This is a genomic window from Dactylosporangium sp. NPDC000521, assembly GCF_042898305.1.
Taxonomy (GTDB): domain Bacteria; phylum Actinomycetota; class Actinomycetes; order Mycobacteriales; family Micromonosporaceae; genus Dactylosporangium.
In genome coordinates, this window is record NZ_JBIAYW010000032.1 from 1 (window position 1) to 14449 (window position 14449).

Sequence of the window (14449 nt, forward strand, 5' to 3'; positions counted from 1 at the left end):
AGGGTGGGGGGGTGTGGCCTTGTTTGGTTGGGGGGGGGGGGGGGGTGGGGGGGGGCCGGGCGCCGCGCGGGGGGGCGGGGGGGGGGGGGAAGGGGGGGGGGGGGGGGGGGACCCCCCCCCCCCCCCCCACCACCCCCCTCCCCAGTTAGCTGTCTCCCCGCAGCCGGCGGGCCAGCTCCTCGATCTGCGCGTCGAGCGTGGCCTGGCGGTCCGCCTCGGCGTCGCGGCCCTGCTCCTCGATGCGCTCCCGCCGCACCCGGATGTTGTGCTCGGTCTCCTGGATCTGCACGTCGAGGTCCCCCAGCGCCTGGTCGCTGCGGCTCTTCAGAGTCTTGTGGTGGAGCTTGTCGCTGATGGTGAGCTGCCGGGACAGCAGACCGTCGTAAGTTGTCGGACGGCTGAGCCTCTTGGTGATCACCGGCAGCGCGTCGAGGACCACCAGCAGCAGTCGCAGCAGCCAGGACTGCAGCTGCACGAACACGTTCTGATCGGCGAGCTGGCTCAGTGCGCGCACCTGGTCGAGGAGGCCGGGCGTCTCCAGCGCCGCCTCCTTGGCGTCGACTGCCTCCTTGATCGCCTTGCTGACCGCCTCGGCGTACCCCTGGCTCGCCGTGCTGATCTGGGCGCCGATGTCGGCGATCTTGGTGTTGACCGCGTTGAGCTCGTCCTGCCGCTGGGGGCGGTTGCTGGACGCGATGTACTCGGCCGTCTCGCCACGCAGTTGCCGGCAGTTCGGGCCCTCGCCCACCCGGCCCGTCAGACCCCGGCCCGAGGTGCCGTTGCATTCCTGACGGGCGAGGTCCTCCCGGCGCTTGATCTCGGTGTCGATGTCGGCGATCGCCGCGTTGATTTTGACTCGTTCGTCCTCCGCCGCCTTCTTGCTGTCCAGCAGCGGTCTCGGCGATCCGGGGACGTTCAGGACGTACTCCTTCGTGCAGCCGGACGCGTCCGCCGGCGGCTCGCCGGACAGCGGGTTGCACCGTTTCAGGGTGCTCCTGTAGGTGTCCAGCAGCGTGGTGCGGTCCTTGCCGATCTGGGTGTGCACGTCCGAGCTGAACATCCACAGCAGCAACGGCTCGGCGACGACCAGCCCCATCAGGATCGAGATGGCGAGCCGGGCGAGGAACTTCCCGGTGCCCATCCCGCTGGAGCCGTGCGTATCGGTGATCAGCCACCGGTCGAACGTGAGGATGACGTATCCCCACAACAGCGCCGCCGGCACCAGCGCCGCGATCGGCACGTCGTGCGACCCGAGCAGGGCCAGCATCGACAGCGCCGCCATCAGCCCGGTGTTGAGCACGATCGCACCGAGGCGGCTGTACCGATGACGCTCCTCCGGCACCCAGTCGAGGATCGTCTCGTCGACCCCCGCGATCTGGCGCAGCAGGTATCCGGGGCCGCGCCGGGTCGGTTTCGCCGGCCGGTACGGCTCGTGCTTCAGCTCGACGGTGTCCTCGTCGGCCTGCGAGCGGATCAGTACCGTCTCACTCATCTTCTTCACGCACCCCGCCGCTCTCGAGCTGCTCCGCGGCACGATTGCCCACCGCGTCCTGGTGCCGGTGTTCGACCTCCGCCTGCGGCATGCGCATGACCTCGGCGAACAGGCTGCCACCGCCGAGATCCGTGGTGTTGAAGTGGCCCTGGGCCGCCATCTGCTTCAGAAGCTCGAAGCGCATGCTGTTGAGCCGCTGCGCGTCCTCCCGGCTCGCCTGCTCCTCGCGGAGCTTGTCGTCCCGGTCGATCTGTTCCTTGCGGAGCTTGTCGTCCCGCTCGGTCTGCTCCCTGCGCAGCTCGTCCTCGCGCTTCTCCTTCTCGCGGCGCAGCCGGTCGACCCGTGCCTGCACCTCCTCGCGGTGTTTGAGCTCCGCCTCGCGGTCGCTGTCCTCGCGCTGCCAGCCGCGCTCGACGCGCAGCTCCTCGAGGTTCGCCGCCCGCAGCGCGAGCTTCTCCTCGCGCTCCTGCAGCGCCGCCTGGACGGCCTGGTCGCGGAGGCTGTCGTCGATCGCCTTCAGCCCCGCCGACAGGCCCTGCGCGTCGAGCTGACCCGCGGCGTACGCGGCCAGCAGGGCCCGCTTCGGGTCGCCGTTGAGCATCTCCACGTTCCGGTCGAACTCGCTCCGGGCGACCGCGCCGCGTCGTTGCACCACGTCGAGCTCGTGCTCGACGTCCGCGGACGCCTTGCGCAGGTCGTGCGCGTGCGACCAGCCGTCGAGCTCCAGTTCCTGCGCGGCAGACGCGGATGTCTTGCGCAGGTCGTGCCGGTGCGACCGGCCGTCGAGGTCGATCTCGTGGTCCCGCCGGCCGCTCTCCATCGCCTGGTTGTGCGCCGCGGATCCGGCGTCCTTCTGCTGCAGGTACTCCATCTCCTGCTGGTCGAGCCTGTTCGCGAACGTCTTGCTGCGTACGTTGCCCTCGAAGTCGATGAGCTCCTTCGGGCTGCTCACCTCGACGTTGGCGAACCGGACCTGCATGCCCGACACCCGGGCCGGCACGTGCGTCAGGTAGGCCCGCACCTGCGCGCTGACCATCCGGCGCACCTCGTTGACCTCGGTCAGCTTGTACCCCAGGCCGAGCTCGAAGATCCGGTGGTGCGCCTTCAGATGCCCCTGCAGCGCCTCGGACGCGTTGACCCCGCCGCCCACCACCGCCACCGGATCGTCCACCGTGCAGCGGAACGTCACCAGCACCTCGAAGTACGAGGCGTCGGCCGAGGGGATGTCGATGCGCACCACGACGAGCGCGTCGCGCCGCATGTCCACGACGCTCACGTTGGTGGCGTTGACGATCTGCTCGTCGGCCGTCGACATCCGGCCGTCGTCGACGATGAGGTCGCCGGCCACGAGGTACACCAGCGATTGGTGAGCGGCGGGGCGCGGAAGGTCGTCGAGTTTGCGGCTCTTCCTGCCGAACCAGCGGGCCTTCTCTGCCGGGCTCAAGGACCGCCGCTCGAGAATCGGGTAGACAGCGGAACTCAACGAACACCTCCGGAGTGGATCTTTCTCGTGATGGCCTCGATGCAGGCGACGAGCACCTCGGCGAGCGGCTCCTTGCGCCCCTTCCGGGCCCGCTCGTCGACCTGCGTGAACGCGTCCTTGAACGTCCGGCGCTCGGCCTCGGGCAGCGCCTCGGCGAGGGCGGTGCCGAAGTCACGGGCCGTTGCCAGGTAGTCCTTGTCGATGTCGCGCAGCGCGTGCAGCGCCCGCCGCAGCGCGAAGAACGCCTCCCAGCGCAGCGGGCGGAACGTCAGCACACCGGCCCAGATGCGGGCGATCATCGCCATGCGCCGCCGGTCGCCGGCCGGGGGCTCGGCGCCTGTCGCCACGCGCTGCCGGTTGCGGGCCAGGTACTCGGCGACCGCCGGCCGGCCGGTGCGGATGCTGCCGGCGGACACGACCGACAGGGCTGCGGTCATCGTCAGCGTGCGCAGGCGCATGAGCTGCACGGCGGGAATCGGGCCCTTGCGGTCGGCCGGTCCGGCGCCCCTGCCGAAGTCGGTCATCTTCTTGTCCAGCAGGTTGAGCACGGTCACCGGGTCGCCGTCCTCGTCGTCGCTCAGCGTGGCGAACAGCGCCGCCATCGACGCGCAGCCGATCACCCACAGGTCGGCGTCCTGGGTCATGAGCTGCCAGAGCCGGTTGACGGCGTCAGAGGGGAAGAACATCCCGAGCTCGCCGCCCAGCGCGAACGCCGCGGTCCACCGCTGGTCGCTGTCGCCGCTGCGGGCCCAGCGCACCGCCGTCTGCAGCGCGATGGACGCCAGCTCGTCCCGGTGGCACATGAACCACAGCGCGTACGCCGCGGTGACCTGGCCCGGCCAGCCGGCCTCCGCGGCCGACCAGGGCTCCAGGTAGCACCGCTGCGTCTCGTTGACGCTGGAGTAGGCAAGCCAGGCAAGCCCGCTCGCCACCGCGGTGTGACTCTCCGCGAACCGGCGGACCGCCGCCTCGGTGAGCCACTCGCAGACCGAGTCCCAGAACTGGTTCGTCTGCGTGCGCCAGAGCTCCGCGAGCACGTATCGGCGGTAGGCGTCGTCCTTGAACGCGACGATCTCGATCGGTGCGCCATTCCACGTCTCGCTGCGCATCTGCAGCAGGCCGGTGCCGTGCAGCCGGGCCTCGCGCTCGCCGAACATGTCCGCGTCCCGCTTGCGCAGTTGCGCCTTGGCCCGCTTGCCGGAGACGCGGCCGGCCAGCACCTCGTGCAGGTCGTCGAGCAGCACCTCGTACGTCCGTATGTCCGTGCCTTCGAGGAAGCACAGGGCGGCCGCGGCGACGACGTCCCGGTGGGCGGGCCGGCCGGCGAACCACTCGAGCACCTGGCGGCGGGCGCTCTCGTCGAGCTTCTTCAGCGCCTCCTCGACCGACAGGTTGTCGTCGCGGATCAGGCGCGCGACTGCCGCCAGCTTCGTCAGCGCGGCGTCGTCGCCGAACGCGGCGAGCACGTCGTGCACGATCGTGTCGAGATCCTCGCGCGGACGCAGTTGCGCCCGGAGCACCGCCTCCGCCGGCGGCAGGTCCCAGGCGATGTGCGGCACCGCGCTGCTGGCCGTGCCCCCCACGCACGAGTTGGTGATCACCAGAAACGCGCCCGCCCGCTCGATGTTCTCCTGCACGTTGGCCCAGGTGAACTCGAGGTCGACCCGCCGCTGCTCATAGACGTGGTCGAGGATGAGATAGCCGAAGCCGCTGTCGTAGGCGCGCTCGGCCAGCTCGCGCAGCGAGAGCGTCGGCGACAGGACCACGAGCGGCTCTCGCGTGACCTCGCGCAGCAGGTTGATCGCGCCGGAGCGCCGGCCTGTCCCGGGGCGGCCCTCGACGACGATCACGTGGTGCGTGCGCAGCTTCGCCTGGGCCTCGCCGAAGCAGGGTGGCGCCGCGTATCGGCGGACGGCGGCCGCGGCCTGCTCGTCGCCGATCCGGCCGGTCACCTTGCGGTGGCCGCCCGAGCGGGGTCCGGCCCCTTCCCGCACGCCGAAGGTGGAGCCCGGTGCGGTGACGGTGTCGTTGAAGGTGTTGAACGTGACGTTGCCCTCGACCCTGAGACCGCGATAGAAGGCCCAGACGGCGTCGGTCACCTGGTTGGAGACGCGGGCCTCCTCCTTCGCCTTGTCCTCGGGCGGCGGCCTCTTCTCCGCCGTGGACTCCTTGCCCTGCTCGCCGGGCACCGGCTCCTCGGGCTGCGGACGGGGCGCTGCGGCGGCATCCGCCGGCGGGTCCGCGGCGTCGGGTCCGGCCTGGGCGGTGACGCCGGCGTCCGTTTCCTCGCCGGTGGTCGTCTCGATGGGCATACGGCACCTACCGTCCGTGGTTGACGACGCCGAACACGGCGCCCTCGGCGTGAACGGTGCCCTCGAAGACGTTCGTCACCGTCGAGCTCGGCCGGGCCCCGGCGGCAGGGGTGCCGGTTTCCTCGCCGGTCGACGGGTCGTCGTCCAGCAGCGCGACCAGTTCATCCGCGAGCCGCTCGACCTCGTGCTCGGCGCCGCGGATGCGGATGCAGCGGTACTGGTGCGCCGGAAGCCCACGCAGGTCCTCCGGCAGGTCCTCCTGCTTCGGCAGGCTCGCCTTGCCGATCAGCACCGGCACCACCGGGATACCCCGCTGGAGGGCCCTGGCGATCTCGCGGCGGACGAAGTCGGCGGGGTCGTCGATGCGGCGCCGGCCGTCGTCGTCCTTCTCCAGCCAGCGGCTGCCGATGACCGCCACGAAGATCTGGCACTGGTCGATCGCGGTCCAGATCCGCGACGAATATCGCTGGCCGGGCCGGATCGAGCTGTAGTCGCGGAAGACCCGGCCGCCGATGCGCTTGGCGAGTGCCCGGTCGATGAGCAGTGCGGCCAGCGGTTCGTCCGCCGTCCGGTAGTTGACCACGATGTCGATCATTTGTGCACCTTCCGGTGGGCGTCCGGGCGCAGCGAAACAGCGCCGGCGGATATCGGTGCGGCGTGAAGGCTTTTCATTCTCTGACGGGCAGCGTCAGGTCACGGATCCCCGCGCACGGCGTGGCAGCTTTGGAGGATTCGGTGCTGTGGCACGGTGTGGACCGCGTCGACAGCTTTGCAGCCGAAGTCCGGCGCCAACAAGCGTTTTTCGGCGGTCCTGCATTGCCGGACGGGAATATCAGGGTCTCGGGATGGGGGGCCCGACTCGTCGAACGACCACCGAATGGTGGACGGAAAGGTGGCGGTGGATCATATTTACGGATTCCCTCAGATGGATGAGACGTGCGACGCTTGGCTCCCCGTGTGACCACGTCGGATCACATGTTGCACCGAATTGTGGACAACGAGTGGCCAATCTTCTGGCCAGTCGCTGGCCAGAACGCCGAAGCGGACAAGGAGTGGACCGTGCACGCCGACCTGCCCCTGCTGCTGAACGAGCTGCGCGCATTGCGCAAAGGCCGCGCCACGCGACATCCCAGCTTTCCCGCCAAGCTCGGTCACCAGCTGCGCGACCTGTGCGGCGTGACCGACTCCGACAGCGGCGCGGCGGCGCGGCTCAAGCTCGCCGATACGCTCGGTGCACTGCTGCGCGACGAGGCGGACGACACGTGGCCGGCGGTCGCGGCCGCGCTCGCGCTGCATCCCGCGGCCGATCACCGCGACCTGGCCGCCCGTGAGCGCTGGCTGGCCGGTCAACTGCACTGTCACGAGCGCACCGCCCGGCGCCGGGTCGACCACGCGTTCCAGGTGCTCGCCCAGAAGGCCGCGGTCAGCGCGGTCGGCGACAGCTCCGATCGCGGCGTCGAGCGCTGGCAGGTCACCGCGGTCCGGGCGCTGCTGCGCCTCGACGGCCCGGCGCCCGAGATCACCGAGCACCGCAGCATCGTCATGACCGGCGACGGTGTCGAGGAGATCTTCTGCCGGTTCACCGTGCCGCGCAGCACACCGGGCGGGGTGGCCCACGATCTGAACCTGGAGCTGCTCTACGGCGGCAACATCCGGGAGCGGGTGCAGCCCTCGCCCGAGCACTTCATCTACTTCATCCAGTTGCCGCGCAGCTTCGACGCCGGCGCGACGCACGACTACGCGATCCGGCTCACCCTGCCGCCGGGTCAGCCGATGGTCCCGCACTATGTGATGCAGCCGCTGGTTCCGGTGCGAGCGCTCGACGTCAATGTACGGTTCGATCCTGCTGCCGTTCCGTCGGTGGTGTCCCGGGTGGACGGTGTGCCGCCGAGAATGGTGGACGACGAGCCGGCGGTGGAAAATGTTCTCGATGTCGATCGGTTCGGTGAAGTGCATCTCGCGTTCCGCAATCTCCGGCAGGGATACGCATACGGATTGGCGTGGTCGCATGGCCGGGACGATCCCGGCCATGCGAGCTGACGTCAGAAGGCGAATGCGGCGAGCAGGGCGTGGACGAGGGCCACGATGATGCCGTGCGACTCCATGAGGAAACACCTCCTCGACCATTAGGTGATTGGGATGCACCTACGGTCGGGCAGCGGTGGGTGGGCACAGAAGGCGTTGCCTGTCTCCCATCGGGCAGGCAACGGGAAACGCCTGCAGCCGGAGATTTCGTCAAGCAATGCTGGCGGTATGCAGCACAGCGTTCAATCGCGGCAACAGCTCGCGCACGGCGGTCTCCTGGTGCTGCCTGCGCAGCGCCCGGCTGAGCCGGTCGAGGTCCGCCCGCACGGTGGCGGAGTCGACGTGGACCGCCGGGCCGAGCAGCGGCAGCACCGTCGCGCATGCCTGCTCGACCTCGTCGGCATCGGCGTATGCCAGGGCCAGCCGGGCGCCGAACCGGACCCGTGTCCGCAGGGCGCCCGGCGGTACCTTGTCCAGCTCGCGCTCGAGCGTCTCCGCGGCGGCTCCCGGACGGCCGAGGTCGTACAGGCACCATCCGCGGACCATCGCGACGGGATCGGTCAGCGTGGAGGTGCCGATGACCGGGGTGCCGTCCGGCGCGTCGGCGAGCGACAGGTGCTCCGCGGCGCGGTCGAGGGCGCGATGGCACGCGCTCTCGTCGCCACCGAGCGCGTGGCCTTGCGCCTCCCGCTGCACGGCGAGCCCGCGGATGCGGTGGTCGGCGGCGGCCTGTGCGCCGCGCCGGGCCAGGGCAACCGTCTCGACGGCATCATGGTGGTAGAGCGCGACGAGTGCTCGCCGCACGTCGGCGTACGCGGCGAACTGATCGTCGCCGGCGTCGAGGGCAAGTCGGGCGGCACGGGCGGTCCACGTCAAAGCGCCGTGGTCGTCACCCGCCTCCTGCAGGCACCAGCCGGCGTACTCGGCGAACCGGGACGCCATGACCAGCACCGCCGGACGCTCCGCGGGGGTGACCCGGCCGGCCAGCGAACGCAGCGTGGCCGCGTGTGCGAGCACGCCGGGGAGGACCACCGCCGGCGGCTGCCACTGGCCGAGCCTGCGCAGGTCGCCGAGGATCACGCCGAACATCTCGACGGTGCCCTCGGGCAGCCGTCCGGCCCGGTCGGCATGGGGGACCGCCCAGCGGTTGACCTCCAGTTCGCCCGGCGTGCCGTCGGGTCCGACCGCCAGCCGCCCGTCGCCGTCGGTGAGGGTGAGCGTCCAGCGCTCGTCCCGGGTCCGTGCGGGCGCCGCGCCGGCAGGCCCCCTATCCGTCCGCGCCGGTGCCGGCACGGCGAGGCGCAGCAGAGCGCCGCCGGCGTGCAGCACCGCGTCGCACTGCCGGGCAAGCGCCTCCGACGGGGTCTTGTCGCCGTTCTCCACCTTGCTGAGGTGGCTCTTGCTGTAGTGGACCCGTCCGGCCAGGTCGCTCAGCGAGAAGCCGGACTCGTGGCGAAGCCGGCGGAGTTCGGATCCGAACCGCTGCTCAGCCTCCATTCGCAAAGTATCGATGCCAGCTCGATGAGTGACAACCGCCCACCCGGCAACCCGAAAGGATGACCATGATGACGGGCTCGTCCGAAGCGCTGCACATCAAGCACCTGGAATTCCTGCAGGGCGTCATCGACCGCATGAGCACCATGTCGTTCCTGCTCAAGGGCTGGTTGGTGACCATGACCACCGCACTGCTGGCCGTGTCGGCCGAGCGCGGGAGCTGGCTGGTGGGCGTGAGTGCGCTGCTGCCGCTCATCGCGTTCTGGGGCGTCGACGGCTTCCTGCTTCGCCAGGAGCGGCTGTACCGGCGGCTCTACGACGCGGTCCGCCGCGCCGAGGACGACGTGGAGCCGCTGTCGATGAACGCGACGCGGTACCGCTCGCGGATCCTCTGGCCGGCCGCGGTCGGCTCATCAACCTTGGTCGCGTTCTATGGCGGTGTGGCCCTGGTCGATCTGGTCTTCGTGGTTCTGGCCGCGTTCGCCGCCTGAGCCGGGGGCGCGCCTGGTCAGGAACCGGCCAGCTCGGCGCGGATCAGCGCGGCCACCTGCTCCCGTGAGGGTGCTTCCCGCGGCGGGGTGGTCGGCCAGATCGGGCCCATGTGGTCGTCCGCCCAGCGCGGTATGACGTGCAGGTGCAGGTGGAAGACAGACTGGGTGGCGGCGGCGCCGGCCGAGCTGATGAGGTTCATCCCTTCGGGCCGTAGCGCCCGCCGGATCGCCGAGCCGACGACCGCGGCCGCCGCCGCCACCGGCGCCACCTCGGTGGGCGGGCCGTCCCAGAAGTCGCGGAGGTGGTGCCGCGGGACGACGAGCGTGTGGCCGACGGCGGCCGGGCGGATGGGCGGGAACGCGATCGCGTGCTCGTCCTCGTAGATCACGATCGCCGGGGCGCGGCCCGAGACGATGTCGCAGAACACGCAATCGGTGGCGGCGACAGTCACTGCGCGAGCATAGAGGGAGCGTCGCCGGCGCAGCGGAGCGGTGGACCGCCGCGACGCCGTGCCCAGGTCGGGACGTTCGTACGCTGACCAACCACCTCGTAGCCGCGCGACCAGCTCGACACCGCCGACGGCTTCGCCCAGCAGATCCAGGAGCACCTGGACATCCACTGCTGACGCCGCCGGACGGCCGGCCGTCCGGCCGGAGAGGCGGCCGGGGTCAGTCGCCGCCGGACATGGAGGCGCCCATGCCGTTGCCGGTGGTCAGGAAGGAGGTCGAGGGGAGGGCGCCGCCGGGCGGGCGGAGGGATTCGGCGGTGGCCGGGTCCGTGGTGCGGAACATCGACCTCGTCCAGGTGCCCTCGTCCCAGGTGTTGCGGCTGGAGCGCACGGCGGTGTTGGTGCGCACCGCGGTCTCGTTGTCGATCGAGACGGAGCGGCGCAGGGTCGCCGGTGCGTCGGTCACGGCGAAGCCGGTGGCGCCGTTGCGGAAGGCGGTGTTGTTGGTGAGCTGCAGGGCCGCGCGGTTGCCGCTGTCGGTGAAGCCGTGGTGGACGTTGTCCCAGGCGGCGTTGTGGCGCAGCTGGTGCGCGGCCGCGGCGGGTGGGCTGCCGCCGCCGAGCGTGAAGCCGTTGCCGTTGCTCTGCCAGTCGCGCACGCCCCAGCGGTTGACGCCGTTGCCGAAGGCCCAGTTGTACTCCAGCGTCACGGGGCTGCGGAAGTCGCCGAGGTCGAAGCCGTCGTCGGCGTTGTCGAAGGCGCGGCAGCCGCGGATGAGGTTGCCGTCGCCGTCGCCGAACTTCACGCCCAGGCCGATGCCCGTCTGGCCCTGGTCGGCGGGGTTGCGGTTGCGGTAGAAGTCGCTGTCCAGGACCTGGTTGCCGACGGTCCCGTCGTCGCGCAGGGTCAGGCCGGACTCCACGTTGTCGTGGACGGACAGGCGGCGGAAGACGTCGTGCTTGCAGGAGAGGCAGACGTACGCGTGGCTGCGGGAGCCCTTGATCTCCAGGCCCTGCACGGTCCAGTAGTCCGCCCGCTGGGTGATCGCCCACTTGTCGGCCGGGATGCGCGAGGCGTCGATCACGGGTGCCTCGTCCCGGTAGTTGGTGAGCGTGATCCGCTGCTCGGCGGTGCCGCTGGTCGTGATGGTGACCGGGTCGACCGGCCGGTAGGTGCCACCGCGGAGCGTGATGGTCTGCCCTGGCCGTACCAGCGCGACCGCCGCGGACAGGGTCGCCAGGGGGCGGTCGATCGAGCCGTCCCCGGTGTCCGCGCCGGACGGTGACACGAAGATCTCGCCGGTGGTCCGGGCGGGCGGCGCCGTGGAGGGAGCGGCCGGCGGTGCCGAGGAGGTCGCCGCGGGGGCGGGTGCCTGCGGCGCGGACACGGCCGGCGTCTCGTGCTCGGCCGGCGTCTCGTACACGGCGTACGCGAAGCCGCCGCCGGCCACCACGGCCACGGTCGCGACCGCGGCGGCCTTGTGCTGGAACAGCTGCTGCAGGGAGCCGAGCAGGGACGTGCCGGGCAGCGACGCCTTCGTGAACACGGCCGGCACGGCGACCGCGCCGATCCCGTGCAGCAGCCGCTCCGGCGGGATGAGCCCGCGCCGGTGGCCGCCGCAGCCGGCGCACTCGCGGACGTGCCGGGACAGCCGCTTGCGCCACAGCGGCCGGGCCACGCCGTTCCAGCCCTCGACGGCGGTCGCGAGGCCGTCGCAGCGCGGGCTCGCTGCGAGGGCCCGGACGACCGCGCGGGCCGTCTCGAGCTGCGCCTTCATGCGCTGCAGGCGGACGGCGGCGTGCGGCTGCCCGATGCCGAGCGCGGTCGCGAGCTCGGTGCGGGTCAGGTCGCCGGCCGCCTCGTGCCACCACAGCGCGAGCAGGTGCCGGTCGCCGTCGTCGAGCCAGCGGGTCGCCTCGACCAGCTCGCGGCGCTGCCCGGTGAGGACCAGCTCGGTGACGGTGCGCTCGGCGAAGTCACCGGCCGGGTCGGGCACCTCGGTGAGCGCCTCCTGCCTGCGCAGGAACCCCAGCCGGCCGGCCTTCCTCAGATGGAGCTGGATCTCGCGGTACGCGATGGCGACGACCCACGAGCGGAACCGCTCCGGCTCGCGCAGGCCGCGCAGGTTGCGCACGACCCGCTCCATCGTCTCCTGCACGAGGTCGTCGACGTCGGCGTGGCCGTTCAGGGCGCGGCCGATCACGTTGTACACCAGCGGCAGGTGCGCGGCGGTCAGCTCTTCCAGCGCCGCCCGGTCGCCGGCCTGGGCCGCCGCGACGAGCTCGGCCGTCTCGGCCACCGTCTCGGCCACCGGGCCTCCCGCCTGCGATGTCAACGCTCTCAGTAGCCGCCGCATGGTTCCACGCCACCCGGCGGGGTGTAAAGGGAGCGCCGCTGCGGCCAGCGGGGACGGGTGCAACTTTCAGAAAACACAGCGGTGGGCCCATCGCTGATCGCGATGAGCCCACCGGTGGTGGTGCTGGGGGTGTTACGCGGCGGGGTAGTCCGCCAGGTAGATCGGCTGGCCGATCATGCTGGTGTCGGCCGCGTTGCCCACGCCGTTGACGACGTGGTTGATGACGCCGGCGCTCAGGTTGACCGTCATGATGTGGTGCAGCTTGACGCCCGGGGTGTTCGGGGCCTCGAAGCCGTTCTCGGTCTGGATCGACGGGTTGTTCTGGTTGAAGACGTACACACCCGCGCCGTACAGGTTGTGGGTCTTCACCTTGTTGTTGACCTTGTAACCGGCGTAGCCCTTGACGCTGCCGTTCATCCAGTCGGCCTGCGTCGGCGGGTCGTACGGCAGCTCGTTCTGGTACAGGATCGTGGTGCCACGCTCGCCGTTCCAGACGGTGTTGTACTTCTGGAAGTGCTCGACGAAGAGGCCGGTCGCGGTCACGTTGTTGCCGTTGATGACAGCGCCGTAGCGGCCGGTGTTGGTGACCCAGCGCTGGTTGTCGCCGTTGACGCCGCCGGTGAAGCCCTCGACGCCGTGGTCGCCGCGCCACACCCAGGTGTGGTCGATGAGCACGTTGTCGCTGTTGACCTCGAGCGCGGTGTCGGTCTTGCCGATGTGCGGGCCGCCGACGCGGAAGTACACGTCCGACAGCGTGGTCGGGTTCTTCGGGTCGCTGAAGCCCCAGCCGTGCTCCTTGCCGACGCGCAGCAGGACCTTCGACTCCTTGAGGCCGGCGTCGATGGTGACGCCCGCGACGATGATGCCCGGGACGTCCGCGACGTCGAGCGGGGTGGCGCCGTTGACCGCGGTCAGCGTGGCGTGGCCGATGCCGAGGACGACCTGGTTGGGCCAACGGACCTCGATGCTGTGGCCGACGTCGTACATGCCGGGGGTGAGCAGCAGGTTCTTGCCGGCGAGCAGGGCCAGGTTGATCTTGGCGATCGAGTCGCCCGGCTTGGCGACGTAGAAGTCCGACAGCGGGATGGTGCGGCCGGCCGTCTCGCCGTTCGCCCAGGAGGTGCCGCTGGTGTTCTTCTGCGCCGACGGGACGCGGACGTTGTACTTGCCCTTGGCGTCGACGAAGAGGTACGGCTTCTCCCGGCTGATCGGGGTCTGCGCCAGGGTGGTGTACGGCGGGTTCGGGAACGCCGAGTCGTCCGGGGCGCCGACGACGCCCGAGAAGACCTGGTTCCACACGCCGTTGGACCAGTTGTCGACCTGGCTGTTGCGGGTCAGCCACTGCTGCTGCGAGCCGTTGACGATCGTCCCGGCCTTGGAGTCGGCGATGAAGCCGCCGCTGGCGTACTGCGGGCCGGCGGTGCAGTAGTCCATCAGCGACAGGTTGCCGCCGGTGACGTTGAGGCGCCGCAGCGAGACGGCCTGCGACACGGCCCAGAAGTTGGCCGAGCCGCGGCAGCCGTCCTGGCCCTTGCCGTTGACGTTGATCGACAGGTTGGACAGCGTGCGCCAGAAGTTGACCAGCGCGAGGCAGTTGCTGGTGCCGCCGTTCTCGAGGCAGCGGTTGTACACCTCGACCTTGCCGTTGATGACGACGTCGCCCGGGTTGGCGCCCAGGCCGGCGATCTCGGTGTAGTAGCCGACCTTGAACTGCAGCGGCTGGTCGGCCGTGCCGTACGTGCCGGGCTTGAAGTAGTAGGCGTACCGAGCGGTGCCCATCTCGTTGTCGACCTGCTTGGCGTAGGTCGCGTCCAGCTTCGCCTGGATCTCGCTGACCGGCGTGCTCGGGTCGAACACGGTGACGTTGGGCCCCAGGTCCTGCGACCCGCCGTGCGACCCGGGCGGGGTCGCGCCGGCCGCCGTCCCCATCGAGGCGGTGGCGGTCGTCAGCGCCAGGCTGAGCACGAACGCTCTGCCGACGTTGCGACGGCTCGACCACCGCCTCACGGAATGCTCGGACTGGATCGTCATACGGGTGCGTCCTCTCGATCGTGCGGGCGGGTGAGGTACACGGTGGGATGGGGTGTCGGAGGAGCCAGCGGCGCATCGGCGTCCGCGTGAGAGCGCTCTCTCCAGAGTGTTGTTTCTACCGTGTAAATCCGCCGTGCGCTACGGCTCGACGGACCCGATTTCCGCGAAACCACGGCGCGGCCCCGCGAAATACGGACGTTCCGTGCGCATTGGAATTGCGGGCCGCCGGAAGCGTGCTTGTGAAAGCGCTCCAACGAGAGGGTGAGACGCCGGGTGATTCTCCTGTTTCACCCGGTCCGGCCGGGATCGGTCACCA

10 protein-coding genes are annotated in these 14449 nt (G+C 70.7%); 2 read left to right on the forward strand and 8 right to left on the reverse strand.

Annotation, left to right across the window (positions count from 1 at the left end):
* Positions 1 to 145: 145 nt before the first annotated feature.
* Genes ACFY3L_RS49520 through ACFY3L_RS49535 form a run of 4 tightly spaced genes read right to left on the reverse strand, consistent with a single transcriptional unit; the run spans position 146 to position 5882 of the window.
* Positions 146 to 1492 (reverse strand): DUF4407 domain-containing protein, encoded by a 1347-nt coding sequence (locus ACFY3L_RS49520; protein ID WP_389341167.1) that lies wholly within the window; start codon positions 1490 to 1492, stop codon positions 146 to 148.
* Complete coding sequence (locus ACFY3L_RS49525) at positions 1485 to 2975, reverse strand: hypothetical protein (protein WP_389341170.1); 1491 nt, start codon at positions 2973 to 2975, stop codon at positions 1485 to 1487. Before ACFY3L_RS49525 ends, ACFY3L_RS49520 begins: the two co-directional genes overlap by 8 nt.
* On the reverse strand, positions 2972 to 5287 hold the full coding sequence (locus ACFY3L_RS49530; RefSeq protein ID WP_389341173.1) for a hypothetical protein: 2316 nt from the start codon (positions 5285 to 5287) through the stop codon (positions 2972 to 2974). The genes ACFY3L_RS49525 and ACFY3L_RS49530 overlap by 4 nt, the downstream gene beginning before the upstream one ends.
* 7 nt (positions 5288 to 5294) lie before the next feature.
* Positions 5295 to 5882 carry a toll/interleukin-1 receptor domain-containing protein gene (locus ACFY3L_RS49535; protein ID WP_389341176.1) on the reverse strand — a complete coding sequence of 196 codons (588 nt, stop codon included), beginning with the start codon at positions 5880 to 5882 and terminating at the stop codon, positions 5295 to 5297.
* A 362-nt stretch (positions 5883 to 6244) separates the two neighbouring features.
* Here ACFY3L_RS49535 and ACFY3L_RS49540 point away from each other — a divergent pair, with 362 nt between their 5' ends.
* Positions 6245 to 7327, forward strand: a complete 1083-nt coding sequence (locus ACFY3L_RS49540) for a hypothetical protein (protein ID WP_389341179.1) — start codon at positions 6245 to 6247, stop codon at positions 7325 to 7327.
* A gap of 195 nt (positions 7328 to 7522) precedes the next feature.
* Here the strand turns inward: ACFY3L_RS49540 and ACFY3L_RS49545 are convergent, their stop codons facing one another.
* A complete protein-coding gene (locus ACFY3L_RS49545) occupies positions 7523 to 8809 on the reverse strand; it encodes a helix-turn-helix domain-containing protein (protein ID WP_389341182.1) in 1287 nt (428 codons plus the stop codon).
* A 68-nt stretch (positions 8810 to 8877) separates the two neighbouring features.
* Here ACFY3L_RS49545 and ACFY3L_RS49550 point away from each other — a divergent pair, with 68 nt between their 5' ends.
* Positions 8878 to 9297 carry a hypothetical protein gene (locus ACFY3L_RS49550; RefSeq protein ID WP_389341185.1) on the forward strand — a complete coding sequence of 140 codons (420 nt, stop codon included), beginning with the start codon at positions 8878 to 8880 and terminating at the stop codon, positions 9295 to 9297.
* A gap of 17 nt (positions 9298 to 9314) precedes the next feature.
* On the opposite strand, the gene ACFY3L_RS49555 is transcribed toward ACFY3L_RS49550, so the two are convergent.
* The 3 genes from ACFY3L_RS49555 to ACFY3L_RS49565 all read right to left on the reverse strand — a co-directional run bounded on the left by ACFY3L_RS49555 (position 9315) and on the right by ACFY3L_RS49565 (position 14133).
* Positions 9315 to 9749, reverse strand: a complete 435-nt coding sequence (locus ACFY3L_RS49555) for an HIT family protein (RefSeq protein ID WP_389341188.1) — start codon at positions 9747 to 9749, stop codon at positions 9315 to 9317.
* Positions 9750 to 9966: 217 nt separating this feature from the next.
* The gene (locus ACFY3L_RS49560) at positions 9967 to 12057 is read right to left on the reverse strand and encodes a sigma-70 family RNA polymerase sigma factor (protein ID WP_389341191.1); all 2091 of its coding nucleotides are present in this window, start codon (positions 12055 to 12057) and stop codon (positions 9967 to 9969) included.
* A gap of 177 nt (positions 12058 to 12234) precedes the next feature.
* Positions 12235 to 14133 (reverse strand): adenylyl cyclase, encoded by a 1899-nt coding sequence (locus ACFY3L_RS49565; protein WP_389341194.1) that lies wholly within the window; start codon positions 14131 to 14133, stop codon positions 12235 to 12237.
* Between the last annotated feature and the right edge of the window lie 316 nt (positions 14134 to 14449).

Excerpts from the sequence above, each read along its gene's own strand:
- ACFY3L_RS49565 (WP_389341194.1), bottom strand. The coding sequence starts at position 14,133 with ATGACGATCCAGTCCGAGCATTCCGTGAGGCGGTGGTCGAGCCGTCGC.
- ACFY3L_RS49545 (WP_389341182.1), bottom strand. The coding sequence starts at position 8,809 with ATGGAGGCTGAGCAGCGGTTCGGATCCGAACTCCGCCGGCTTCGCCAC.
- ACFY3L_RS49550 (WP_389341185.1), top strand. The coding sequence starts at position 8,878 with ATGACGGGCTCGTCCGAAGCGCTGCACATCAAGCACCTGGAATTCCTG.
- ACFY3L_RS49535 (WP_389341176.1), bottom strand. The coding sequence starts at position 5,882 with ATGATCGACATCGTGGTCAACTACCGGACGGCGGACGAACCGCTGGCC.
- ACFY3L_RS49530 (WP_389341173.1), bottom strand. The coding sequence starts at position 5,287 with ATGCCCATCGAGACGACCACCGGCGAGGAAACGGACGCCGGCGTCACC.
- ACFY3L_RS49520 (WP_389341167.1), bottom strand. The coding sequence starts at position 1,492 with ATGAGTGAGACGGTACTGATCCGCTCGCAGGCCGACGAGGACACCGTC.